The organism is Paenibacillus sp. tmac-D7 (assembly GCF_006519665.1).
Taxonomy (GTDB): Bacteria; Bacillota; Bacilli; order Paenibacillales; family NBRC-103111; genus Paenibacillus_G; species Paenibacillus_G validus.
Genome location: NZ_VIDW01000032.1, coordinates 1 through 23,411 on the forward strand (window position 1 = coordinate 1; position 23,411 = coordinate 23,411).

Annotated in this window: 26 protein-coding genes and 1 other annotated feature; of the genes, 25 read left to right on the forward strand and 1 reads right to left on the reverse strand. The window is 52.0% G+C overall.

Annotation, left to right across the window (positions count from 1 at the left end; translation table 11 throughout):
- Positions 1 to 155: 155 nt before the first annotated feature.
- The gene (gene pdaA / locus FKP33_RS19195) at positions 156 to 911 is read right to left on the reverse strand and encodes a delta-lactam-biosynthetic de-N-acetylase (protein ID WP_236595711.1); all 756 of its coding nucleotides are present in this window, start codon (positions 909 to 911) and stop codon (positions 156 to 158) included.
- Between the two features lie 511 nt (positions 912 to 1,422).
- Here pdaA and FKP33_RS19200 point away from each other — a divergent pair.
- From FKP33_RS19200 to FKP33_RS19320, 25 genes are all read left to right on the forward strand, one after another.
- Positions 1,423 to 1,884 (forward strand): CtsR family transcriptional regulator, encoded by a 462-nt coding sequence (locus tag FKP33_RS19200; RefSeq protein ID WP_054797071.1) that lies wholly within the window; start codon positions 1,423 to 1,425, stop codon positions 1,882 to 1,884.
- A gap of 36 nt (positions 1,885 to 1,920) precedes the next feature.
- On the forward strand, positions 1,921 to 2,439 hold the full coding sequence (gene mcsA / locus FKP33_RS19205; protein WP_127608800.1) for a protein-arginine kinase activator protein McsA: 519 nt from the start codon (positions 1,921 to 1,923) through the stop codon (positions 2,437 to 2,439).
- A gap of 29 nt (positions 2,440 to 2,468) precedes the next feature.
- Complete coding sequence (gene mcsB / locus FKP33_RS19210) at positions 2,469 to 3,545, forward strand: protein-arginine kinase McsB (protein ID WP_054797072.1); 1,077 nt, start codon at positions 2,469 to 2,471, stop codon at positions 3,543 to 3,545.
- Between the two features lie 72 nt (positions 3,546 to 3,617).
- Positions 3,618 to 6,062 (forward strand): ATP-dependent protease ATP-binding subunit ClpC, encoded by a 2,445-nt coding sequence (gene clpC / locus FKP33_RS19215; protein ID WP_127608801.1) that lies wholly within the window; start codon positions 3,618 to 3,620, stop codon positions 6,060 to 6,062.
- Between the two features lie 167 nt (positions 6,063 to 6,229).
- The gene (gene radA / locus FKP33_RS19220) at positions 6,230 to 7,597 is read left to right on the forward strand and encodes a DNA repair protein RadA (RefSeq protein WP_054797073.1); all 1,368 of its coding nucleotides are present in this window, start codon (positions 6,230 to 6,232) and stop codon (positions 7,595 to 7,597) included.
- 48 nt (positions 7,598 to 7,645) lie between these two features.
- Positions 7,646 to 8,695, forward strand: coding sequence for a DNA integrity scanning diadenylate cyclase DisA (gene disA / locus FKP33_RS19225; protein ID WP_054799679.1), 1,050 nt, complete (start codon positions 7,646 to 7,648; stop codon positions 8,693 to 8,695).
- A 76-nt stretch (positions 8,696 to 8,771) separates the two neighbouring features.
- A complete protein-coding gene (gene pssA, locus FKP33_RS19230; protein ID WP_127608802.1) occupies positions 8,772 to 9,509 on the forward strand; it encodes a CDP-diacylglycerol--serine O-phosphatidyltransferase in 738 nt (245 codons plus the stop codon).
- 151 nt (positions 9,510 to 9,660) lie between these two features.
- A complete protein-coding gene (locus FKP33_RS19235; RefSeq protein ID WP_141336114.1) occupies positions 9,661 to 10,758 on the forward strand; it encodes a PIN/TRAM domain-containing protein in 1,098 nt (365 codons plus the stop codon).
- A gap of 99 nt (positions 10,759 to 10,857) precedes the next feature.
- Positions 10,858 to 11,565, forward strand: coding sequence for a 2-C-methyl-D-erythritol 4-phosphate cytidylyltransferase (gene ispD / locus FKP33_RS19240; protein ID WP_141336124.1), 708 nt, complete (start codon positions 10,858 to 10,860; stop codon positions 11,563 to 11,565).
- Positions 11,562 to 12,047 (forward strand): 2-C-methyl-D-erythritol 2,4-cyclodiphosphate synthase, encoded by a 486-nt coding sequence (gene ispF / locus FKP33_RS19245; protein ID WP_054797074.1) that lies wholly within the window; start codon positions 11,562 to 11,564, stop codon positions 12,045 to 12,047. Before ispD ends, ispF begins: the two co-directional genes overlap by 4 nt.
- 40 nt (positions 12,048 to 12,087) lie before the next feature.
- A complete protein-coding gene (gltX, locus tag FKP33_RS19250; protein WP_141336115.1) occupies positions 12,088 to 13,539 on the forward strand; it encodes a glutamate--tRNA ligase in 1,452 nt (483 codons plus the stop codon).
- A gap of 404 nt (positions 13,540 to 13,943) precedes the next feature.
- On the forward strand, positions 13,944 to 14,612 hold the full coding sequence (gene cysE, locus FKP33_RS19255) for a serine O-acetyltransferase (protein ID WP_127608806.1): 669 nt from the start codon (positions 13,944 to 13,946) through the stop codon (positions 14,610 to 14,612).
- On the forward strand, positions 14,602 to 16,017 hold the full coding sequence (gene cysS, locus FKP33_RS19260; protein WP_141336116.1) for a cysteine--tRNA ligase: 1,416 nt from the start codon (positions 14,602 to 14,604) through the stop codon (positions 16,015 to 16,017). The genes cysE and cysS overlap by 11 nt, the downstream gene beginning before the upstream one ends.
- Complete coding sequence (locus FKP33_RS19265) at positions 16,014 to 16,547, forward strand: Mini-ribonuclease 3 (RefSeq protein WP_127608807.1); 534 nt, start codon at positions 16,014 to 16,016, stop codon at positions 16,545 to 16,547. Before cysS ends, FKP33_RS19265 begins: the two co-directional genes overlap by 4 nt.
- 16 nt (positions 16,548 to 16,563) lie before the next feature.
- Positions 16,564 to 17,304 (forward strand): 23S rRNA (guanosine(2251)-2'-O)-methyltransferase RlmB, encoded by a 741-nt coding sequence (gene rlmB / locus FKP33_RS19270; protein WP_054797076.1) that lies wholly within the window; start codon positions 16,564 to 16,566, stop codon positions 17,302 to 17,304.
- A gap of 37 nt (positions 17,305 to 17,341) precedes the next feature.
- Positions 17,342 to 17,857: an NYN domain-containing protein gene (locus FKP33_RS19275; protein WP_054797077.1), complete on the forward strand. Its 516-nt coding sequence runs from the start codon at positions 17,342 to 17,344 to the stop codon at positions 17,855 to 17,857.
- A 114-nt stretch (positions 17,858 to 17,971) separates the two neighbouring features.
- Positions 17,972 to 18,616: an RNA polymerase sporulation sigma factor SigH gene (sigH, locus tag FKP33_RS19280; RefSeq protein WP_127608808.1), complete on the forward strand. Its 645-nt coding sequence runs from the start codon at positions 17,972 to 17,974 to the stop codon at positions 18,614 to 18,616.
- Positions 18,617 to 18,859: 243 nt separating this feature from the next.
- On the forward strand, positions 18,860 to 19,009 hold the full coding sequence (gene rpmG, locus FKP33_RS19285; protein WP_014372565.1) for a 50S ribosomal protein L33: 150 nt from the start codon (positions 18,860 to 18,862) through the stop codon (positions 19,007 to 19,009).
- A gap of 18 nt (positions 19,010 to 19,027) precedes the next feature.
- Positions 19,028 to 19,240: a preprotein translocase subunit SecE gene (secE, locus tag FKP33_RS19290; protein WP_127608809.1), complete on the forward strand. Its 213-nt coding sequence runs from the start codon at positions 19,028 to 19,030 to the stop codon at positions 19,238 to 19,240.
- A 28-nt stretch (positions 19,241 to 19,268) separates the two neighbouring features.
- The gene (gene nusG, locus FKP33_RS19295; RefSeq protein ID WP_127608810.1) at positions 19,269 to 19,802 is read left to right on the forward strand and encodes a transcription termination/antitermination protein NusG; all 534 of its coding nucleotides are present in this window, start codon (positions 19,269 to 19,271) and stop codon (positions 19,800 to 19,802) included.
- A gap of 41 nt (positions 19,803 to 19,843) precedes the next feature.
- Positions 19,844 to 20,269, forward strand: a complete 426-nt coding sequence (gene rplK, locus FKP33_RS19300; protein WP_127608811.1) for a 50S ribosomal protein L11 — start codon at positions 19,844 to 19,846, stop codon at positions 20,267 to 20,269.
- A gap of 92 nt (positions 20,270 to 20,361) precedes the next feature.
- Positions 20,362 to 21,054, forward strand: coding sequence for a 50S ribosomal protein L1 (gene rplA / locus FKP33_RS19305; protein WP_141336117.1), 693 nt, complete (start codon positions 20,362 to 20,364; stop codon positions 21,052 to 21,054).
- A gap of 57 nt (positions 21,055 to 21,111) precedes the next feature.
- Positions 21,112 to 21,276: a sequence feature (ribosomal protein L10 leader region), on the forward strand.
- Between the two features lie 160 nt (positions 21,277 to 21,436).
- Positions 21,437 to 21,946: a 50S ribosomal protein L10 gene (gene rplJ, locus FKP33_RS19310; RefSeq protein WP_054797079.1), complete on the forward strand. Its 510-nt coding sequence runs from the start codon at positions 21,437 to 21,439 to the stop codon at positions 21,944 to 21,946.
- Between the two features lie 65 nt (positions 21,947 to 22,011).
- The gene (gene rplL, locus FKP33_RS19315; RefSeq protein ID WP_054797080.1) at positions 22,012 to 22,374 is read left to right on the forward strand and encodes a 50S ribosomal protein L7/L12; all 363 of its coding nucleotides are present in this window, start codon (positions 22,012 to 22,014) and stop codon (positions 22,372 to 22,374) included.
- An 87-nt stretch (positions 22,375 to 22,461) separates the two neighbouring features.
- Positions 22,462 to 23,058: a class I SAM-dependent methyltransferase gene (locus FKP33_RS19320; RefSeq protein WP_127608812.1), complete on the forward strand. Its 597-nt coding sequence runs from the start codon at positions 22,462 to 22,464 to the stop codon at positions 23,056 to 23,058.
- Positions 23,059 to 23,411 lie beyond the last annotated feature (353 nt).

Below are 23,411 nucleotides of genomic sequence, written 5' to 3' on the forward strand. Positions count from 1 at the left end.
ATCCATAAAAGTCCGTTTGGAGTTTATCCAACCGGGCTTTTATTTATTTTACCGCAAATAGCGGAGATCACGCATCATGATTCAGCTATGAATAAAAAAACAAAGAGCCAGCATGAGCGTAATACAGCCCCGTTCTCGCTGGCTCTTTGTCTTGCTTAAGGCGTTCGAACACTCATTTCCCCCAAACTTTTGAACACATAACCTTGCCGACGCGCTTCATCGATAATGCTGGCCAACGCATCCGTGTTATCTTTGGAAATCGAATGAAGCAAGATAACCGCTCCAGGATGAAGCTGCGAAGTTACTTTATCATAGGCGTATTTCGCCCCTCTCTGATCCTTCGTGTCCCAATCCTTGTAGGCGATCGACCAGAATACGTTGATATAGCCGAGCTGTTTGCTTACATCCAACGTCCGTTCGTTAAATATACCCCGTGGGGTACGTAAATATCGCATTTCCTGTTGCCCTGTTACGGCGGTAACCTCTGTCTTGACCTTCGTTAATTCCTCACGAATGCGGTCCGCAGAAATTTGACTCATGTCGGGATGATGCCAAGAATGATTACCGATCAGATGACCTTCTTGCACCATCCGCTTCAGCAGCTCGGGTTGACTTGTGACGTAGTGGCCTGTGACAAAGAAAATGGCGGGCACCTGCTTTTGTTTCAGCACGTCCAGAATTCGGGACGTATACCCATTCTCATAGCCGTTATCAAAAGTTAAATATAATTCTTTTTGGGAAGTATCTCCGGTGAAGATCGCTTCATATTTTTGCAGCAATGATTTAAAGCCTTCTTCATCGATGGAGGGTAACTGGCCGTTTACGCTTTTTTTAAATCCGAAATGATAGGGTCCGTCAGCATAGGCTGGAATGGCTGAGATCGAGAACTGGCTAACCAGGGCCAGTGCCACAGTGAGGACGAAGTAGCAGATCCGTTTCAAAATAGGTTCACTCCTTACGGTCAGATTAGCAACGTAGACAAAGCTGCCACGCCGTTCATACACTGTATTGTGCCACCGTCTGGAACGGATATGTGTTATCCGCTAAAGGTGCCGAGGGGGTGTAGTGGTTGATTTCCCATAGTCTGGGTATTGCTGAGGGGGGATCGAAGGTTGAACCACCCTGGTAATCAGATGACGGAAATAGATGTGGATAGCCGATTTGAGTCCTTGATGTATATCGTGGAGAGCCATGTAAATAATGAAAACATAATCCCACTGAATTTAAACATAATAACTGTAGATCGATGAGGTCCGAAATGAGGTCAGAATATGCATCAGCGCATGAGGTTTAAGGCGTTAGGGAATAGTTGCATTCTTGTGTAAATCTGCTATAATGTTTTTAAAGTCAAAGAAAGTCAAAGTCAGAAACAAGACTAAACCTTTGACGTTTTCTTCAACTTTAGTCGTGGAGGTCAAATGGATGCGCAATGTTTCAGAAGTCATTGAACAGTATCTGAAGCAAATTTTGCAGCAGAGCCCCGACGGCGTGGTCGAGATCCAGCGCAATGAACTGGCCGATCAATTCAATTGCGTTCCATCGCAAATCAATTATGTGATCAGTACCCGCTTTACCTTGGAGAAAGGTTACGTTGTCGAAAGCAAGCGCGGCGGCGGAGGGTACATACGCATTCAGAAAATCGGGCTGCATTCGCAGGGTACGGTGCTCGACTTTATTTTCCAGAATATAGGCACGCACATCGACCAGACCGCATCTGAAGGGCTCTTGTATCAACTCGAGGAAGGCAAGTACATTACCCGGCGGGAAGCATGCTTGATGAAAGCGGCGATGGCCCGTGAAGTGTTGGCCTTAAAGCTGCCGCTGCGGGACGAAATTCGCGCCAAGCTGTTGAAAGCGATGCTGATATCGCTGCTGGGCAAATAATTAACCTTCAATTCATGAACTGAAGGAGGGGCCGTCTTGATCTGTCAGGAATGCGGAAAGAAACAAGCGACGCTTCACTTTACGAAAATACTGAATGGCGAGAAAACCGAATTTCACATTTGCGAAACATGCGCCAGAGAGAAGGGGGAGCTCATTCCGGGCACTCCGAACGGATTTTCAATCCACAACCTGCTGAGCGGGCTTCTTGATTTCGAGCCGTCTTCGCACAATGCGTCTGCTTCTAAAATTCAACCTACACGCTGCGAACACTGCGGCTTGACGTACAGTCAGTTCAGCAAAGTCGGAAGATTCGGCTGCAGCGAGTGTTACAAGCATTTTACAGAGAAACTGGATCCGTTGTTCAAGCGGGTTCACGGCAATATTGTGCACACGGGCAAGGTTCCGAAACGATCAGGCGGGTTAATTCAATATAAACGCGAAATCGACTCGCTGAAGAAAGAACTGCTTGTGCGCATTGAGAAAGAAGAATTTGAGCAAGCGGCAAAGATCCGAGATCAAATTCGGGAATTGGAACGAAAAATATCAGAAGCTTAAACGATGGACGATAGAGAGGAGGATTCCTAATGGCGGAAGTGCACCGCTTTACGGAAAATGCGTTAAGCGATTGGATGAAGGGAGATGGCCCGGACTCGGATATCGTCATCAGCAGCCGAATCCGTATCGCCCGCAACGTGAGAGCGTACCCGTTCCCTATGCTGGCGACGAACCAACAATCCAAGGAAGTGCTCGATAAAGTATCCGAAGTGCTTGGGAACGAAGAACTCGATACGATCAGCCGGTTTACGCTGCTCCCGTTGTCCGAATTGGATGAGTTGAAGCGAAGGGTGCTCGTGGAGAAACACTTGATCAGTCCGGCGCTCGCTAACGAGTCGCGGAACGGCGCGGTCATTTTGTCCGACAACGAATCGATCAGCATCATGGTGAATGAAGAGGACCATCTTCGAATACAATGCTTGTGCCCCGGTTTTCAGATTAAGGAAGCGTGGGACTTGGCGAATCAGATCGACGATTTGTTCGAAAGCCATCTGGAGTACGCGTTTGATGAGAAACGGGGCTACATGACAAGCTGTCCGACTAACGTGGGAACCGGCATTCGAGCCTCGGTCATGATTCATTTGCCGGCGCTTGTGCTAACGCAGCAAATTAACCGGATTTTGTCGGCCATCACACAGGTGGGGCTGGCGGTGAGAGGACTGTACGGGGAAGGCAGCGAGGCACTGGGCAATTTATTCCAAATTTCGAATCAAATTACGCTGGGTCAATCGGAAGAAGAAATTATCGATAACCTGCACAGTGTCGTCCGGCAAATCATTGAGCATGAACGGGCGGCACGCCAAAAGCTGGCGCAAGAAAGCAGAGCGAAGCTGCTCGACCGGGTAAGCCGTTCTTTCGGAATTTTATCGTATGCGGCTATTATGGATTCCAAGGAAGCGGCCCAGCGGCTTTCAGATGTGCGGCTAGGCATTGATATGGGCTTTATCAAGAAAGTGTCTCCTCAGGCTCTGAATGAACTGCTGGTGATGACGCAACCAGGTTTTTTGCAGCAAACAGCAGGAGAAAAGCTATCGCCTGAAGAAAGAGACATTAGAAGAGCGCAGCTGATCCGGGATAAAATGTCCGAATCGGATGAAGCTCGCTGACATCAGGATAAGCCTCGTCTTGTGGATAACGCAGCATAAATAAAATGTATACCAATCTTGGAGGTGTTACTCATGATGTTTGGCAGATTTACGGAACGTGCGCAGAAAGTGCTCTCTTTGGCTCAAGAGGAAGCAGTCCGATTGGGTCATAACAATATCGGAACCGAGCATATTTTACTCGGACTGATTCGCGAAGGCGAAGGGATCGCGGCTAAAGCTTTGATCGCGCTCGGCCTCGGCCTGGAGAAAATTCAAGACGAAGTCGAATCGCTCATCGGCCGCGGTCAAGAACAACCTACCAATATCGCCTACACGCCTCGTGCGAAAAAGGTAATTGAGCTGTCGATGGACGAAGCCCGCAAACTCGGCCATACGTATGTCGGCACCGAACACATTCTGCTCGGCCTGATTCGCGAAGGCGAGGGCGTGGCGGCGCGCGTGCTTAACAACCTCGGCGTCAGCCTTAACAAGGCGCGTCAGCAAGTGCTGCAGCTGCTGGGCAGCAGCGAGGTCGTATCGCCGAGCCACGGCAATCCCGTTAACGTGAATACGCCGACGCTGGATGGCCTAGCGCGTGATTTGACGGCTTACGCGAAGGAAGGCAATCTGGATCCGGTTATCGGCCGGAGCAAAGAGATTGAGCGCGTCATCCAAGTGCTGAGCCGCCGGACCAAGAACAACCCGGTCTTGATCGGGGAGCCCGGGGTGGGTAAAACGGCGATTGCCGAAGGCCTCGCGCAAAAAATAGTGGCTAATGAAATTCCGGAGACACTGCGAGACAAACGCGTCATGACCCTTGACATGGGTTCGGTGGTGGCCGGAACGAAATACCGCGGTGAATTTGAAGATCGCCTTAAAAAAATCATGGACGAAATTCGTCAAGCCGGGAACATCATTCTGTTCATCGACGAGCTGCATACGCTCATCGGCGCAGGAGGTGCAGAAGGCGCGATCGACGCTTCCAACATCCTGAAGCCGGCGCTGGCTCGCGGCGAGCTGCAATGCATCGGCGCGACGACGCTTGACGAGTATCGCAAATATATCGAGAAGGACGCGGCGCTTGAAAGACGCTTCCAGCCGATTACGGTCGATCAGCCGTCGCCGGAAGAAGCGATCCAAATCCTGCACGGTTTGCGCGATCGCTATGAAGCGCATCACCGCGTGAAAATTACGGACGAAGCCATTGAGCAAGCGGTCAAACTGTCCGATCGTTACATTACGGACCGGTTCTTACCGGACAAAGCAATCGACTTGATTGACGAAGCGAGCTCCAAAGTAAGACTTCGCTCATACACGGTACCGCCGGATTTGAAAAATATGGAAAATAGGCTCGAGGATATCCGCAAAGAGAAGGATGCTGCGGTGCAAAGCCAAGAGTTCGAGAAGGCGGCATCCCTCCGCGATACCGAGCAAAAGCTGCGCGAAGAGCTCGATTCCACGAAGAACGAGTGGAAAGAGAAGCAAGGCCGCACCGATTCCGAGGTAACGCCGGAGGATATTGCACAGGTGGTCGCCAGCTGGACCGGCATCCCGGTAGTCAAATTGGCCGAAGAGGAAACGGAACGCCTGCTCAAAATGGAATCGATTCTGCATGACCGCGTTATCGGTCAAGACGAAGCGGTGAAAGCCGTCAGCCGTGCGATCCGCCGTGCGAGAGCCGGTCTGAAAGACCCGAAACGCCCGATGGGCTCGTTCATCTTCCTTGGCCCGACCGGGGTCGGGAAAACAGAGCTGGCGCGTGCGCTGGCCGAGTCCCTCTTCGGCGACGAGAACGCGGTAATCCGGATCGACATGTCCGAGTACATGGAGAAGCACTCGACATCCCGTCTGGTCGGCGCGCCTCCGGGATATGTCGGTTATGAGGAAGGCGGCCAGTTGACCGAGAAGGTCCGCCGCAAGCCGTACTCGGTTGTCCTGCTCGACGAGATCGAGAAGGCGCACCCGGAAGTGTTCAACATCCTGCTTCAAGTGCTCGAGGACGGCCGTCTGACCGATTCCAAAGGCCGTACGGTCGACTTCCGCAATACGTTGATTATTATGACCTCCAACGTCGGCGCGGACGTCATTAAGAAAAATTCGACGCTGGGCTTTACCGCGGCGCACGATGCGGGCAGAGACTACAATAACATGAAAGACAAAGTGATGGGCGAGCTGAAGAAAAGCTTCCGTCCGGAATTCTTGAACCGGATCGACGAAATCATCGTCTTCCATTCGCTCGACGAAACGCATATCGCGCAAATCGTAACCTTGATGGCCGACGAGCTGCGTAAACGTCTTAAGGAGCAGGACGTCGACTTCGTGCTGACGGACTCCGCGAAGGCGTTCTTGGCTAAAGAGGGCTTCGATCCGAGCTTTGGAGCCAGACCGCTGCGCCGGGCCATTCAGAAGCATATCGAGGACCGCTTGTCCGAAGAGCTGCTTCGCGGAAACATCTCGAAAGGCGATACATTAACGATTGATGAGAAGGATGGCGAACTTGTCGTTCAACGAAATCAAAGCGTAGGCACGGAAGCCTAGGAAACAGATTTTCCCGCTGTCGGGTATACCGGCAGCGGGTTTTTTCTTTATTTGCATACAGCTTTGGACGAAAGCTTTTTTTATTTTGCCTGACAAGGCTATAAGGGTTTTCAAGGATTCTTAGGCATGGTAAACTTTGTAATGGAACTTAAGTCGGGAGAAGAAATATGAGCAAAACGAAAACGAAATTTTATTGCCAGCAATGCGGGTATGAATCGCCGAAATGGCTGGGCAAGTGTCCTGGCTGTGAAGCATGGAATACGTTCGTCGAAGAAGTGGAGACGGTCAGCAAGAGCAGGGGCTCGCACACTTCGATTACCAATAAGAAAGAAAAAGCGATTTCGATCATAGACATAGAAAGCAGTGAAGAAGCCAGGATTGTCACGCGGAACAAGGAGTTGAACCGGGTGCTCGGCGGAGGCTTGGTGCCGGGCTCGTTAATTTTGGTCGGAGGCGATCCGGGTATCGGGAAATCGACGCTGCTGCTTCAAACCTCGCATGAGCTCACGGCGCAGATGTTAAAGGTGCTGTACATCTCGGGCGAGGAATCGGTACGGCAGACCAAGCTGCGCGCGGATCGCCTGCAGGCGGTATCGCCCCTTCTGTTCGTGCTGAGCGAGACGAATGTGGAATTTATCGAGGCGGCGATCGAAGAGGTGCAGCCCGATTTTATCGTTATCGATTCGATTCAGACCGTGTACCATCCGGCCGTGGCGTCAGCACCGGGAAGCGTCTCCCAAGTTCGCGAGTGCACCGGGCATTTTATGCGGATCGCCAAGGTTAAAGGTATCGCAACCGTACTTGTTGGCCATGTTACTAAGGAAGGGGCTATCGCTGGGCCTCGTCTCCTCGAACATATGGTCGATTGCGTTCTGTATTTTGAAGGAGAGCGGCATCATTCATACCGGGTGCTTCGGGCCGTTAAGAATCGATTCGGCTCGACGAACGAAATCGGGATTTTCGAAATGCGCGAAAGCGGGTTGGTCGAAGTCGACAATCCGTCCGAGCTGTTCTTGTCCGAGCGCCCGCTCGGCGTTGCCGGCTCGACGGTCGTCGCCAGCATGGAGGGGACCCGGCCTGTGCTTGTGGAGCTGCAGGCGTTGATTTCAACGACGAACTTTCCGTCCCCGAGGCGTATGGCGACCGGATATGATCACAACCGGCTCTCGTTAATTATAGCCGTACTGGAGAAGCGGATGGGCATGTTTCTCCAAAATCAAGACGCATATCTGAACGTGGCGGGCGGGGTGAAGCTGGATGAGCCGGCCGTCGATTTGGCGGTTGCCGTCAGCATCGCATCAAGTTTTCGCGATCAGCCTACCCAGCCGTTCGATGTTGTATTCGGTGAAGTGGGATTGACCGGGGAAGTGCGCGGCGTGTCCCGCGTCGATCAGCGCGTCCGTGAAGCTCAGAAGCTTGGCTTCAAACGGGTCATTATGCCTCAGAAAAGTTTAAAAGGTTGGACACCCCCGAAGGGGATCGAAATCATTGGCGTGCAGACCGTTGCGGAAGCGCTGTCCGCCGCTTTAGTTTAGTCGTCAGGAGGGACATCTTTGAGCAAGGAAGATCTAAAACGCGACGTAATGAGCCAATTATTGCAACTGGTGTCGCCGGGCACCCCGTTTCGGGACGGACTCGAGAATGTGCTGCGCGCCAAAACGGGCGGGTTGATCGTAGTCGGCTACAGTCCGGAGGTCATGGAAATTGTGGATGGGGGATTTTCCATTAACTGTGATTTTTCCCCGAATTATTTATATGAATTGGCTAAAATGGATGGCGCGATCATTCTCAGCGAGGACTTGAAACGTATTTTGTATGCCAACACGCAGCTTATCCCCGATTCCTCGATTTCCTCTTCGGAAACCGGGATCCGGCATCGTACGGCCGAACGGGTAGCGAAGCAAACCTCGAAGCTCGTCGTGTCCATTTCCCAGCGGCGTAATGTCATTACGTTGTACCAAGGAAATCTTCGGTATGCGTTGAAGGACATCGGCGTCATACTAACGAAGGCCAACCAGGCGATCCAAACGCTTGAGAAATATAAGTCTGTGCTCGATCAGGATATGACGAATCTGGGAGCTTCCGAATTCGAGGAGCTCGTTACGCTGCACGACGTCACCAGCGTCATCCAACGGATTGAAATGGTGCTGCGGATTAAAGCGGAGATTAATCGATATATCAACGAACTCGGCAACGAGGGGCGTTTGATCAGCATGCAGCTCGAGGAATTGGTAGGCAATACAGAACGCGAGGCTTATTTGCTCGTCAAAGATTATATTAAGGAATGCAACGAAGAGAAGGTCAGGGACGTGTTCGCACAGTTGAAACGGCTTGCCAGCGATGAAATTCTCGATCATGCGCAGATCTCAAGATTGCTCGGCTATCCGCATATTTCCGCCGGCGCGGAAGAAATCGTGTCGCCGCGCGGCTACCGCGTGTTGAACAAAATTCCTCGGCTGCCGTCGATTATCATCAATAATCTGATTGAACGCTTCCGGCAGCTTCCGCACCTTATGATGGCGACCATCGATGAGCTGGATGAAGTGGACGGGATCGGCGAAGTGCGGGCCCGGACCATAAAAGAAGGCTTGAAGCGTATCCAAGATCAGGTACTCATTGACAGACATATCTAACTTGCATACAATCATAAGGTGGCCTCATATACATATTGGTATTGGGGCACAGTAAAACCAGAGGTGGATCAAATACATGATAGCAAAATCTCTCCCGAACCTGTTCACGATTGGGAATCTTTTTCTGGGTATTATCGCGATTATCTCCGTATTTAACAATAAACCTGAGCTTGCGGCTATCATGGTGATCGTGGCGATGCTGCTTGACGGTTTGGACGGTCGCGTAGCAAGGGCGCTTAATGCGCAAAGCGAATTCGGCAAAGAACTGGATTCGTTGTCCGATGTCATCTCGTTCGGCGTTGCCCCGGCATTCATTATGTATGTCGTCGCTTTCACGGAGCTGAATGCAGCTGCCGCTTGGATCGTCACCGCCATCTTCCCCATTTGCGGGGCTTTGCGTCTCGCTCGCTTCAATGTAGTTGCCGGAACGCCGGGTTACTTTATCGGCTTGCCGATTCCAGCTGCAGGCGGCGTTCTGTGTACGCTTGCGCTGTTTCACCAAGAACTGAATACGATCGTGCTTGCGTTGTCGACGCTGCTCTTGTCCTATTTAATGATCAGCACCGTGAAGTATCCGAACTTTAAGAAAATCGGTATCCCGAAAGCGGCGATTTGGATTACGCCGGTCGTCGTGATTGCCGCCGTCGTCCTGGCGATTCAATTCCCGGGTACCTTATCCAAGATGATCTTCGTACCGCTGCTGTTATATGCGCTGTACGGGCTAAAAAAAAACGTTGATCGAGTCTTCTTCTTCCTCCGCCGCAAACGAAAAAAAGCGGTAGATGAGCCGGAGTCCAAGACCACGGCCATCTAAACGGAACAAAGCGAAAATGAAAAGCATTTATTTTCCGAAAGGGAAATAAATGCTTTTTTGCATTTTCTTACCTAGGCTACGATTAGGCAGAGAGCTTTTGGTTCATAATTGTAACTAGAATGCAAAATAGGATTTTATGGAGGTGAAGACTATGATGAAAAAATGGTTCCAGCTCTTGTTTGCCGTCGTCGGGGGAGCATTGGGGAACGGGTGGAGTGATACGTTAGGTAAACCTTTTTTTGAAGTCATAGCATCAGTCATCGGGATAGAAACGATCCAAGGACAAGCCGTTTGGATGTTCGCGATCGGCGCGCTTGTGTTTTATTCCGTAAGCGGATGGACGCTCGCATATTTGCTGCGGATGATCCGCAGCGGAGAAGAGCGTGTCGCTCACGTGCCGGTTACCGATTTGTTAGCCGGTACGACCGGTATGGGCGTAGGACTGCTCGTGTCTTCGCTGATCTTGCAGCCGCTTGAGCGCTCGGGCTTTTCCAATCCGCTCTTGCATATGCTGTGTATCGGCGTGCTGGCGTACGCCGGCTATAGGCTGGGGACGGTCAAAAAAGAAGAGCTCGTGGCTATGCTGGAAAAGCGCGCCGGGGATCGGACACGCCGGGCCCCTGGTGAAGTGAAAGGTTTTGAGGAACACAAAATTTTAGATACGAGCGTCATCATCGATGGGCGAATCGCCGACATCTGCAAGACCGGTTTTATTGAGGGGACGTTGGTCATACCCGAATTCGTACTGGAGGAACTGCAGCATATTGCCGATTCCTCCGATTTGCTGAAGCGCAACCGGGGACGCCGAGGGCTTGATATTTTGAACAAAATTCAAAAGGAGCTCGACGTTAAGGTATTGATCTATGAAGGAGACTTCGAAGAAATCTCCGAAGTGGACAGCAAGCTGGTGAAGCTGGCGAAAGTGCTGCAGGGCAAAGTGATTACGAACGATTTCAACCTGAATAAGGTGTGCGAGCTTCAGGGCGTCTCGGTGCTGAACATTAACGACTTGGCCAATGCGGTCAAGCCGGTCGTGCTGCCGGGCGAGGAGATTCTCGTTCAGGTGATTAAGGACGGTAAAGAGCACGGTCAAGGCGTCGCTTATTTGGATGACGGCACGATGATTGTCGTGGAAGGCGGACGCGATTTTATCGGAACGACGCTGGATGTGCTGGTGACAAGCGTGCTGCAGACGTCGGCAGGCCGGATGATTTTCGCCAAACCGAAACTATTGGAAAAAGCGCTCTAAAGCGTTATGATAGAGAGGATGCGTTTTTCCGGGGTAAGCAGATGAAGCGAGAATGCGGGCTGCGAGGAAAACGCCAGACGGTTTGGGCAGGTGGACGGTTTGAACACAGGCGTTGGCGTCGTCATTGTGGCGGCCGGTAAAGGTACGCGCATGGGCACGCGGGAAAGCAAACAATATTTGCAGTTAGACGACAAGCCGATTCTGGTTCATACATTATCGGCGTTCGATCGGATGCCGTTCGTGGACGAAATCGTGCTGGTGACGGGAGCGGGCGATGTAGACCGCTGCCGGTCTTATGTGAGGGCATACGGTCTCTCTAAAGTAACCGCAATCCTCGCAGGCGGGAAGGAACGCCAGGATTCCGTCTGTCAAGGGCTGTCGGCGCTGGGGGACCGCGTCGAATGGGTGCTCGTTCACGATGGCGTGCGCCCGTTTGCAGCGGAAACGCATGTTCGGGCTTGCTTGCGGCAAGCCGAATTGACGGAAGCGGCGGTGCTTGCCGTACCGGTGAAGGATACGATCAAAATCGTGAACAGAGAAGGCGTCATAGAGGCGACGCCGGACCGCAGCAGCTTGTGGGCGATTCAAACCCCGCAAGCTTTTCGTCTTGCCTTGCTGTTGGAGGCGCATGCGAAAGCGCGAGAAGAAGGCTTCACGGGTACGGACGACGCGATGCTGGTGGAACGGCTCGGGCGGCAGGTATCGGTTGTCGAAAGTGATTATTATAACATTAAGATTACGACGCCGGAGGATTTGCCTTGGGCGGCGTGGATACTACGAAACGTCAGGGGAGAGGGAAGCCAATGATTCGCGTAGGGCAAGGGTTTGATGTGCACCAATTGGTCGAGGGCCGCAAATGCATCATCGGAGGCGTCGAAATTCCTTATGAGAAAGGACTGCTCGGTCATTCCGATGCGGATGTGCTGCTGCATGCGTTAAGCGACGCTATTCTCGGCGCTCTGGCGATGGGGGATATCGGCAAGCATTTTCCGGATACGGATGCGGAATTCAAGGATGCGGACAGCTACAAGCTGCTGCTGCACATATGGAAGCTGGCGACGGAAGCGGGGTATCGGCTCGGCAACGCGGATTGTACGATCATCGCGCAGAAGCCGAAGATGGCTCCATACATTCCGGCTATGGTGGAACGGATTGCCGCTGCGCTCGGCGCGGAAGCGTCGCAGGTGAACGTCAAGGCGACGACCACCGAGCAGCTCGGCTTTACCGGACGAGGGGAAGGCATCGCCGCGCAGGCGATTGTCTGTCTGGTTCAAGGTGTGCTATCATAACGAGTATTAGTTTCAAGGGAGACGGAAGGAGAATGGGGTCATGGCAAATATTCGCGTAAGGTATGCGCCGAGTCCGACCGGACATTTACATATCGGGGGCGCCCGTACCGCATTGTTCGACTATTTATATGCCCGCAAGCATGAGGGGCAGTTCATTATACGCTTCGAGGATACCGATCAGAGTCGGCACGTGGAGTCCGGTGTGGATAGTCAGTTGGAAGGCCTGCGCTGGCTCGGCATCGATTGGGACGAGAGCGTCGACATCGGCGGACCGTACGGGCCTTACCGGCAGACCGAACGGCTCGATCTGTATCAACCGTTCGTGGAGCAGCTGCTGCGCGAAGGGAACGCCTATCCTTGCTTCTGTACGGAGGCCGAGCTGGAGGCGGAGCGCGCCGAGCAGGAAGCGGCCGGCCATACGCCGATGTATTCGGGCAAATGCCGTCACTTGACAGCGGAGCAAGCGGAAGCTTACCGGGCCGAAGGGCGCAAGCCGTCCATCCGTTTTCGCGTGCCGGCCAATAAAGTGATTGCGTTCGAAGATCGCATCCGGGAGCATGTCGAGTTCGAGTCCGCGGGTATCGGCGACTTTATTATCGTCCGCCCGGACGGGATTCCGACCTATAACTTTGCCGTGATCCTGGACGATCACTTGATGAAAATCACGCTCGTCATCCGCGGCGAGGAGCATCTGACGAATACGCCGCGTCAAATTATGATGTACGAAGCGCTTGGACTTCCGACGCCGGAATTCGCGCATTTATCGCTCATTCTGAACCAGGACCGCAAGAAAATGAGCAAGCGCGACGAGTCGATCATTCAATTCATCGAGCAGTACAAAGCGCTCGGCTACCTGCCGGAAGCGGTGATGAACTTTATCGCGCTGTTGGGCTGGTCCCCGAAAGGCGAAGAGGAAATTTTCAGCAAGGACGAGCTGATTGCCCAGTTCGACTTGGACCGTGTGTCCAAAAGCCCGGCCGTGTTCGATATGGATAAGCTTAACTGGATGAATAATTTATATATTAAAAAAGCCGATCCGGAGAGAATCGTAACGCTTGCGCTGCCGCATCTGCAGCAGGCCGGACGGTTGCCTGCGACGCTGAGCGACGAACAGACCGAGTGGGTCCGCGCGTTGGTGGGGCTGTATCAGGATCAACTTCGGTACGCGGCGGAAATCGTACCGGTCTCCGAGCTGTTCTTCCGCGAGGACGTGCAGCTGGATGACGAGGCGAAGGCTATGCTCGCCGAAGAACACGCCCCGATCGTGCTCGGCAGCTTCCAGAAGCAGGTGGAAGGCGCATCTGACTTCAGTGTGGACACGATTAAAGCCTTGGTCAAAGCGGTCCAGACGGAAACCGGCTATAAAGGCAAACCTCTCTTTATGACGATCCGCGTCGCTTTGACCGGCCAAATGCACGGTCCGGACCTGAATATGACGATCCGTCTTCTGGGCCGGGATACCGTGCTTGCACGTCTGAAGAAGTTATTGTAATGCGTCTAGTTTTCTGCTAACATCTTAAACAATACCATATGCCAACGGCGACGAACGGGAAAGTACGCAGATATGAGGATTCCCAGAGAGGACGACCGGCTTAGACGGCCGGCTGCGAGTTGTCCATTCCTTATTCGGCGGAAGTGCACCCGGGAGCCGTAAAGACGATCTGACTTTCAGCGGAGACCAGGGTTATCCGCTGTCGCTCATCAGGGTAGTTTTTACCGTAGCGTTCACGATACGAACGATGAAGATGGGAGTGACGGGCCGCGCGAAGCTGCGGGTTCGTTCAACCAAGCAGAGTGGAACCGCGAAGAACAACGCCTCTGCAGCCGAATCGGGCTGCAGGGGTTTTTTGTTATCGCGGCATTTTATCAAGGTTCAGGGGAAGTGGGGTCCCAGCTATGTTCAGCAGAATGAAAGAAGACATCGATACGATATTTGAGAATGACCCTGCCGCGCGAGGCTGGTTCGAGGTTGTATTTACTTACTCCGGTTTGCATGCGCTATGGGCGCACCGGGTGGGGCATTGGTTTTATAAGAAGCGCTGGTTTACGATCGCACGAATCATTTCTCAAGTCAGCCGCTTCATGACAGGCATAGAGATTCATCCGGGGGCGAAGATCGGCAGAAGGTTTTTCATCGACCACGGCATGGGTGTGGTGATCGGGGAAACGTGCGAGATCGGGGACGACGTGCTGCTGTATCACGGGGTGACGCTCGGGGGTACGGGGAAAGAGAAGGGCAAACGGCATCCGACACTCGGTAACAATGTCGTCATCTCGGCCGGAGCCAAGGTTCTGGGCTCCTTCACGGTCGGAGAAAATTCAAGGATCGGCTCGAACGCGGTCGTGCTGTCGGAAGTGCCGCCGAACAGTACGGTGGTCGGCATCCCGGGACGGATCGTGAAGCGGGACGGGGTGCGCGTCGGACGGCTGGAGCACAACAATTTGCCGGATCCGGTCATCGAGATGTTCCGCCAACTGCAGGAGCAGGTCGATGAACTGAAAACGAAAGTGACGCACCTGGAATCGGAACGAAAGAACGGAGGAAGCGAATCTCATGACGCTTAAGATTTACAATACGTTAACCCGCAACAAGGATGAGTTTAAGCCGCTCACAGCGGGACAAGTAAACATGTACGTATGCGGGCCGACGGTTTACGACTATATTCATATCGGCAATGCACGGCCGGTCATCTTCTTCGACGTGGTGCGTCGATATCTCGAATCGATCGGGTACAACGTGAAGTATGTCGTTAATTTTACGGATGTGGACGATAAGCTGATTAAGAAGGCGGCAGAAATGGGAACGACGGTTCCTGAAGTAGCCGACTTGTTCGTGCAAAAGTATTATGAAGATACGAAAGGGCTCGGCGTTCGTGAAGCGACCGTGCATCCGCGAGTGACCCAAAATATGGGCGAGATTATCGCGTTCATCTCGGGCCTTGAAGCCAAAGGGCTTGCCTATGAAGCGGGAGGCGACGTATTCTTCCGCACGTCGAAGTTTGCGGAATACGGCAAGCTGTCGCAGCAAAATCTCGACGAACTGCAGTTCGGTATCCGTGTCGATGTCGATCAGCGCAAAGAGAACCCGCAAGATTTCGTGCTCTGGAAAGCGGCGAAGCCCGGTGAAATCAGCTGGTCGAGCCCTTGGGGCGACGGCCGCCCCGGGTGGCACATCGAGTGTTCCGCCATGGTTCGCAAATATTTGGGCGAGACGATCGATATTCACGGCGGGGGACAGGATTTGACATTCCCGCACCACGAATGCGAAATCGCGCAATCCGAAGGTTTAACCGGGCATCAGATGGCTAATTACTGGATGCATAACGGGTTCGTCAATATCAATAATGAGAAAATGTCGAAATCGCTCGGCAACGGCATAACCGTACACCAGCTCTTGAAGACGATTCCCGCGCAAGTCATTCGTTATTTCATGCTGTCGGGCCATTACCGCAACCCGCTCAATTTCAGCGACGAGGCCGTGGAGCAGGCCAAAGGCAGCTTAGCCCGCATTGAAAACTGTATCTCCGCGCTGAAGCATCGCCTGAAATCCGCAGCGGCGGAAACGGGGGGCGCTCCCGCTGCAGCGGATCCCGCGATTGCAGTAGCGGTTCAGGACGTGAAGGCGCAATTCGAAGCGAAAATGAACGACGACTTCAATACGCCGGATGCGATTACCGCCGTATTCGAATTAGTCAATGTGGCCAACCCTTACGCTAACCGCGAGGAAGTGAATGCGGCTACGCTGGAGCTTTTGCTGCAGCAGTTTGCGGCGATGGACGATGTGCTCGGCATTCTGGCGCCCGAAGCGGACGATTTGCTTGACGAAGAAATCGAGCAGCTGATCGCCGACCGTACCGAAGCCCGCAAAAGCAAGAACTGGGCTCGTGCGGATGAAATTCGCGATCTATTGACTGAACGCGGCATCGTGCTGGAAGATACGGCTCAGGGCATTCGTTGGCGGCGCAAATGACGGGGAATGGACGAGACGAGTTGAAGCCTGAAGTTGGAAGTGAATCGAGAAGTAACACTGAATCGAAACGTGATCCAGGACCGGAACCGGATCCATTCGGCGTTAACCTGTTTGCGTTTCCGCCGGCCCGCGAGCCGCGGCTGTTGAACCCTCTGGTGCTCGCGTACATGGGAGACGCCGTGTACGAGGTGTTTATCCGGCAATATGTGGTGTCGCAAACGAACCACAAGCCGAATCATTTGCATCGGCTCGCGACTCGGTACGTATCGGCCAAAGCGCAGGCCAAATCGTTAACGCGGTGGCTTCCTCTGTTGACGGAGGAGGAGACGGACATCGTGAAGCGCGGCCGCAACGCCAAGTCCGCTACGAAGGCGAAGAACGCGGACGTGCTCGAATACCGGCACAGCACCGCGTTCGAATGCTTGATCGGTTATTTATATTACATGCGCCGTTGGGAACGGCTGCTGTTCTTGCTGAACTTGTCGTTGGAGCGGGAAGAAGAAGCTGAACTCAAGAAATCTAAACTATAACGAGAGGACGACCTGCATGGAAGAAATCATTGGGGGCAAGCATTCCGTGTTGGAAGCGCTGCGTTCCGGCCGCACGATCAATAAAATATGGGTGGCCGAGCAGGCGCAAAAACAGCTGACGCAGCCGATCATCGCGGAGGCTAAGCAGCAAGGGGTTATCGTCCAGTTCGCCGATAAGCGGAAGCTGGATCAAATGGCCGGGGACATTCAGCATCAGGGCGTCGTCGCGCAGGTGGCTGCGTACGACTACGTAGACGTCGAGGATTTGCTTGCGCGCGCGGCGGAGAAGAATGAGACGCCGTTCCTGCTCATTTTGGACGAAATCGAAGATCCGCACAATCTCGGTTCGATTCTGCGGACGGCCGACTGCACGGGCGTACATGGCGTGATTATTCCGAAGCGGCGGTCCGTCGGATTGACAGCGACCGTCTCCAAGACATCGGCCGGCGCCGTTGAATACGTGCCGGTTGCGCGGGTCACGAACTTGGCGCAGACGATCGAGCAGTTGAAGCAGCAGGGCGTCTGGATCGCCGGTGCGGACGTGGGCGCCAAGGCTCCGCTTTACCAGACGAACTTAAATTTGCCGCTGGCGATCGTGATCGGCAACGAGGGCAAAGGCATTGGCCGGCTCATTCGGGAAAAGTGCGACTTTCTTCTGCAGCTGCCGATGTTCGGTCAAATCAATTCACTGAACGCGTCGGTTGCCGCTTCCGTCTTTATGTACGAAGTGGTGCGCCAACGGCTTGCGGCACAGTGAGCGGCCACAGCCGGTTTGATCTCGGCGGGTGGTCGGCATGATCCAAGAAATTTTGATTGTGGACGGGTACAACATTATCGGAGCGTGGCCGGAGCTGCAGAAGCTGAAGGAAATCCGGCTCGAAGAAGCGCGGGACCGGTTGATTCAGATCATGGCGGAATACCAGTCGTACTCCGGGATGAAGGTCATTCTCGTCTTTGATGCTTACTTTGTACCCGGGCTGGGCGGTAAATACACACAGAGCAAGCTCCCCATCTATTTTACGAAAGAGAAAGAAACGGCGGACGAGCTGATTGAAAGATTAGTGGTCACCCATATCGGGCGGCGTAAGCAGATTTATGTAGCGACTTCGGATATGACCGAGCAGCACGTCATCTTCGGCAAGGGAGCCTACCGGGTTCCGGCCAGCGAGCTGCTGGTGAAGGTTCGCCTTGCGCGTCAGGAAATCCGGCGTAAGATCAAGGATGAGGCCGAAACCAAGCGAAATACGTTCGACAGCCGCTTAAGCGACGAGCAGCGCAAACGGCTCGAGGATTGGCGGCGTGAGCGATAAAATAGCGTAAGGCCGTGGGCTTTGAAGCTTTTGCTAGCGCGAATTTTATTGACGATGTTAGGTTACATAATGTATACTAATCCTATCTTTCAAGCGCAGGCCGGAGGGATTGTGGTGAGTGTCGACTTCAAAGAATTGAGAATGTACGAATACGACCTCAAGGCAGACGAAGATGTAGTCGAAGCGGTCCGCGAAGGCGATAGCGATGCGCTGGAATACTTGATTAACAAGTATCGAAACTTCGTACGCGCCAAGGCACGATCTTATTTTTTGATCGGAGCCGATCGAGAAGATATCGTACAGGAAGGCATGATCGGGCTGTACAAGTCCATTCGCGACTTCCGCGGCGATAAGCTTGCCTCTTTCAAAGCATTTGCCGAGCTCTGCATTACCCGTCAGATCATCACGGCTATCAAGACAGCCACCCGCCAGAAGCATATCCCACTTAACTCTTACGTTTCCTTGGACAAGCCGATCTACGATGAAGATTCAGATCGAACGTTGCTGGATGTCATTTGCGGTTCCCGCGTATCCGATCCGGAAGAACTGATTATTAATCAAGAGGAATTCAGCGGTCTGGAAGACAAGATGGGCGAGATTTTGAGCGATCTCGAGCGCAAAGTGCTGATGCTGTATTTGGACGGAAGATCCTATCAAGAAATTGCTGTAGATTTGGATCGCCATGTCAAGTCTATTGACAACGCCCTGCAGCGCGTTAAACGCAAATTGGAGAGATATTTGGAAGTTCGCGACGCATAAAGTAGGCACCTTTCCTCTACCCGAGAAGGTGCCCTTTTTTGTGCCGTTGACCGCTGCGGGTGGTTTAACAGCCCCGTTGACGGTCCATACTGGTAATAACGAGCATGACAGGTGTAATCCTTTTTCCTTGACATGAAGTATGCCGTGTGCTAAAGTGTTCAGGTAGCCTTAAAACGAGTAGGCGTTTTTTTGCTGGTCGCATAAGGTTGTAAATCAAAGGCTGGTCCGTAGGAGGTGTACATCATGCGGGTGATCATCACGTTAGCGTGCACAAACTGCAAGCAGAGAAACTATACGTCTTCCAAAAATAAGCGCAACCATCCTGACCGCATGGAGCTCAAGAAATATTGCAAATTTTGCAATGAACAAACGGCTCATCGCGAAACTCGCTAGTTTTTTGGAGGTGTAGTTGTGTCCTTTTTAGCTAAAGTGAAGCAGGGATTCGGCAGCACGTTTTCTTTTTTTGGGGACGCTTGGTCCGAGTTGAAAAAAGTGAAATGGCCCAGCCGTAAAGAGCTGATTAGTTACACGCTGGTCGTGTTGTTTACGGTCATCTTCGTGACGGTGTACTTCTACGTTCTGGACTTAGGGATTTCTGAGCTGCTTCGCCTCGTGTTTCAATAATTCAGGCTGATTGGTGGCGCTAATGGGAATGGAAAAAAGATGGTACGTCGTACATACCTATTCCGGGTATGAAAACAAGGTGAAGGCCAATTTAGAAAAACGTGTGGAATCCATGGACATGAAGGACAAGATCTTTCGCGTGCTCGTGCCTATGGAAGAAGAGCTTGTGAACAAAGACGGTAAGAAAAAGACCGTAATGCGTAAAGTATACCCGGGATACGTGCTGGTGGAGATGATCCAAACGGACGATTCCTGGTATGTTGTGCGCAATACGCCTGGCGTTACCGGCTTTGTCGGGTCGACCGGTTCCGGTTCGAAACCGACGGCTTTGCTTCCTGAAGAAGTAGAGTCGATTCTCAAGCATATGGGCATGGAAGAACCGAAACCGAAGATCGATTTCGAACTGAAAGAGACGGTTCGCGTGAAGGTCGGTCCGTTCGCCAACTTCGTTGGGTCCGTGGAAGAAATTCTGGTCGACAAAAGCAAGCTGAAGGTGCACGTCAATATGTTTGGCAGGGAAACGCCGTTGGAGCTTGACTACCATCAGGTGGAAAAGCTGTAACATGATCGTCTGTCATACTACGAACGAGGAGGTGTCACACAATGGCAAAAAAAGTTATCAAAATGGTAAAACTGCAAGTTCCAGCAGGTAAAGCGAATCCGGCGCCGCCGATCGGTCCGGCACTCGGTCAAGCAGGCGTTAACATCATGGCGTTCTGCAAAGAGTTCAACGCTCGTACCGCAGATCAAGCAGGTTTGATCATTCCGGTCGTAATCACGGTTTTCGAAGACCGTTCTTTCACGTTCGAGACAAAAACGCCTCCGGCTGCCGTTCTTTTGCGCGTAGCTGCAAAGATCGAAAAAGGATCCGGCGAACCGAACAAGAAGAAAGTCGCAACCGTAAAACGCTCGCAAGTGCGCGAAATCGCCGAGCAAAAAATGCCTGACCTGAACGCTGCATCCGTCGAGGCTGCTATGCGTATGATCGAAGGTACGGCTCGCAGCATGGGCGTAGTCATCGAGGACTAATCGAAGGCTGCCATGCTTAAGTTTTCCTCGTCGGAGGAGAACTTCAACCAGTGGGAGGATATTCCGCTAATACCACATAGGAGGACTGCAAAGTGGCTAAACACGGCAAAAAATACTTGGAAGCTTCCAAGTTGATCGACGCCGACACGTTCTATGAGCCGCTCGAAGCTATCGAGTTGGTTAAGAAGACGGCGGTAGCCAAATTCGACGAAACCGTCGAAGTGGCTGTGCGCTTGGGCGTAGACCCGAGAAAACAAGACCAAGCTGTTCGCGGCGTGGTTGTATTGCCTCACGGTACAGGTAAAACCAAACGTGTTCTTGTATTCGCAAAAGGCGAAAAAGCTAAAGAAGCGGAAGCGGCTGGCGCTGATTTCGTAGGCGATCAAGACATGATCAATAAAATCCAACAAGGTTGGTTCGACTTCGATGTCTGCGTAGCTACGCCGGACATGATGAGTGAAGTCGGTAAACTCGGTCGTATCTTGGGTGGTAAAGGTTTGATGCCTAACCCTAAAGCGGGCACTGTTACGTTTGACGTAGCGAAAGCCGTTCAGGAAATCAAGGCTGGTAAAATCGAATACCGTCTGGATAAAGCCGGACAAATCCATGCTCCGATCGGGAAAGTTTCCTTCGACGCCGAGAAGCTCGCAGAAAACTTCAAAGCCCTGATCGACGCGTTGAACAGAGCGAAACCGGCAGCTGCCAAAGGGGTATACCTGAAGAACATCGCGGTATCCTCGACGATGGGTCCGAGCGCTCGCATCAACGTAGCGAACCAACGATAAGGAACAGCTTGCCAGTTGACTTTCAAGGTCAGGCGTGCTAACCTAATTAGGTTCAATAACAAGTGAATATGCTTACCGTAGACAGCAGGTGCTCGGATGCTCCAAGCTTAATCTCCTGCCGAGGTGTTATGATAAACGTTCGATATTCGAAGCTTTACGGCTAGTGAATATGGGAATCATCATGCCTTCGCGTTGTCTGCGAAGGCATTTTCGTTTTCAGGCGAAGATGTTTTCGACAGACGCTCGGCTAGTGCGGACGATGTTTACGATAAGTTTCGGGTTACAAGGAGAATGCTTAGGAAGACGGTTACGGTTTTCTATCGAAAACTTGGCAGATGCTTTCGAAGCAGTTTTCTGACGAAAACTTGTAGGAGGTGCAAAAATGGCAAACGCAAAAATCATTGAGCAAAAAGCGGCTCAGGTGACGGAAGTATCCGAAAAACTGAAAGCAAGCTCCTGCGCGATTGTTGCGGACTACCGCGGTTTGAACGTAGCTCAAGTGACTGAGCTTCGTAAACAATTGCGTGAAGCCGGCATTGAGTTCCAAGTATTGAAAAATACGTTGGTACGCCGCGCGACAGCAACTGCAGAATTGACGGAACTGGACTCGTTCTTGAGCGGTCCTACCGCAATTGCATTCAGCAAAGACGACATTATCGCTCCTGCCAAAATCCTGACGGATTTTGCTAAGAAGAACGATAAATTGGAAGTTAAAGCAGGCGTGGTTGAAGGCAAAGTTGTAGACTTCAATCAAATCAAAGCATTGGCTGAACTGCCTTCCCGCGAAGGTCTTCTGTCCATGTTGCTCAGCGTGCTCCAAGCTCCAGTGCGCAACTTCGCCCTTGCGGTTAAAGCTGTCGCTGAGAAGCAAGAAGGCGGCGCGCAAGCGTAATACAAGCCGTACCTGTGCAAGACCACAAACTAAAACATCTTAATTAAGATAATGGAGGTTTAACCATGAGCAAAGAGCAAATCTTGGAAGCCATTAAAGGCATGACAGTATTGGAACTGAACGACCTGGTTAAAGCAATCGAAGAAGAATTCGGCGTAACTGCAGCAGCTCCAGTAGCTGTCGTTGCAGGCGCTGGCGCAGCAGCAGTCGAAGAGCAAACTGAATTCGACGTCATCTTGAACAACGCTGGTGCATCCAAAATCAACGTTATCAAAGTTGTTCGCGAAATCACAGGCCTCGGCTTGAAAGAAGCAAAAGATCTCGTAGACAACGCTCCGAAAGCGTTGAAAGAGAAAGTATCCAAAGAAGAAGCAGAAGCTGTAAAAGCAAAATTGGAAGAAGCAGGCGCTTCCGTAGAAGTGAAGTAATTAACTTCCAAACGCACCCCTTGTTCGAGGACGACCTCTGCAAGGGGTTTTGCTTTTGTCTGCAAAAAAGAATGGGAGGATTCGCGCATGGCGGAACACTATTACACGTCTAAGCCAAGTGTAGAGCATGATTTGCATCGGATTGAGGAGACGCTGCGCGGGCATAAGTTTGTATTTATGACGGATGCGGGCGTATTTTCCAAAAAAGGTGTCGATTTCGGATCGAAGCTTCTCGTGGAGACGGTTGAATTGACGCCCCAAGCTAAAGTGCTGGATGTTGGATGCGGATACGGGCCGATAGGTCTAGCCGCTGCTTGGATCGCGGCGCAAGGTCATGTCACGATGCTGGATATCAACGAACGAGCGATATCTTTGGCTAGAAGGAATGCGGAGCATAACCGCATTGCCAATGTGACGATTGTACAAAGCGATCTGCTTGCCGCGGTGAAAGGCCAGTTTTTCGATGCGGTGCTTACGAATCCTCCGATTCGTGCAGGAAAAGAGACGGTGCATCGCATATTCGAGCAAGCGCATGAAGCCTTGCTGGAAGGCGGGGCGCTATGGGTCGTCATTCAGAAGAAGCAGGGCGCGCCTTCGGCTTACGCGAAGCTCGAATCTCTCTTTTCGCAAGTGGAAGAAGTGGAACGGGACCGCGGCTATTGGATCATCAAGGCGACGAAATAGCGATAGAACGAGCTGGTGCAATCGCATCTTTCCGTTTTTCGCCGATGATGGGAATTATGTTGACTTGTATTTTGCACTGTGTTATTATAGTAAAATGTCAGCATTATGATTGGGTAATTTGTCTTTAGTTCACTAAAATGTCAAGAAGTTTTTTATGCCTCGGTTGAATAAAATTTAAACATCTGACGTATAATGTTTAGATTTTACGTAAACCCTACAAGGTATGTAGAAAATTGTGGTAACAATGAAGTGAAAAAAAGGTCTATTAATTTGCATCAGGATTAGAAGCTTCTACAAGAAGTTTGACTTCGCGAGTGCTTGAGTCGAGAAGGCTTCCCGCAGAGGCTTTTATT

Coding starts and splice junctions, on each gene's coding strand:
- FKP33_RS19200 (WP_054797071.1), top strand. CDS start 1,423: ATGCGCAATGTTTCAGAAGTCATTGAACAGTATCTGAAGCAAATTTTG.
- mcsB (WP_054797072.1), top strand. CDS start 2,469: ATGGCGGAAGTGCACCGCTTTACGGAAAATGCGTTAAGCGATTGGATG.
- clpC (WP_127608801.1), top strand. CDS start 3,618: ATGATGTTTGGCAGATTTACGGAACGTGCGCAGAAAGTGCTCTCTTTG.
- radA (WP_054797073.1), top strand. CDS start 6,230: ATGAGCAAAACGAAAACGAAATTTTATTGCCAGCAATGCGGGTATGAA.
- disA (WP_054799679.1), top strand. CDS start 7,646: ATGAGCCAATTATTGCAACTGGTGTCGCCGGGCACCCCGTTTCGGGAC.
- pssA (WP_127608802.1), top strand. CDS start 8,772: ATGATAGCAAAATCTCTCCCGAACCTGTTCACGATTGGGAATCTTTTT.
- FKP33_RS19235 (WP_141336114.1), top strand. CDS start 9,661: ATGATGAAAAAATGGTTCCAGCTCTTGTTTGCCGTCGTCGGGGGAGCA.
- ispF (WP_054797074.1), top strand. CDS start 11,562: ATGATTCGCGTAGGGCAAGGGTTTGATGTGCACCAATTGGTCGAGGGC.
- gltX (WP_141336115.1), top strand. CDS start 12,088: ATGGCAAATATTCGCGTAAGGTATGCGCCGAGTCCGACCGGACATTTA.
- cysE (WP_127608806.1), top strand. CDS start 13,944: ATGTTCAGCAGAATGAAAGAAGACATCGATACGATATTTGAGAATGAC.
- cysS (WP_141336116.1), top strand. CDS start 14,602: ATGACGCTTAAGATTTACAATACGTTAACCCGCAACAAGGATGAGTTT.
- FKP33_RS19265 (WP_127608807.1), top strand. CDS start 16,014: ATGACGGGGAATGGACGAGACGAGTTGAAGCCTGAAGTTGGAAGTGAA.
- rlmB (WP_054797076.1), top strand. CDS start 16,564: ATGGAAGAAATCATTGGGGGCAAGCATTCCGTGTTGGAAGCGCTGCGT.
- FKP33_RS19275 (WP_054797077.1), top strand. CDS start 17,342: ATGATCCAAGAAATTTTGATTGTGGACGGGTACAACATTATCGGAGCG.
- rpmG (WP_014372565.1), top strand. CDS start 18,860: ATGCGGGTGATCATCACGTTAGCGTGCACAAACTGCAAGCAGAGAAAC.
- nusG (WP_127608810.1), top strand. CDS start 19,269: ATGGAAAAAAGATGGTACGTCGTACATACCTATTCCGGGTATGAAAAC.
- rplK (WP_127608811.1), top strand. CDS start 19,844: ATGGCAAAAAAAGTTATCAAAATGGTAAAACTGCAAGTTCCAGCAGGT.
- rplJ (WP_054797079.1), top strand. CDS start 21,437: ATGGCAAACGCAAAAATCATTGAGCAAAAAGCGGCTCAGGTGACGGAA.
- rplL (WP_054797080.1), top strand. CDS start 22,012: ATGAGCAAAGAGCAAATCTTGGAAGCCATTAAAGGCATGACAGTATTG.
- FKP33_RS19320 (WP_127608812.1), top strand. CDS start 22,462: ATGGCGGAACACTATTACACGTCTAAGCCAAGTGTAGAGCATGATTTG.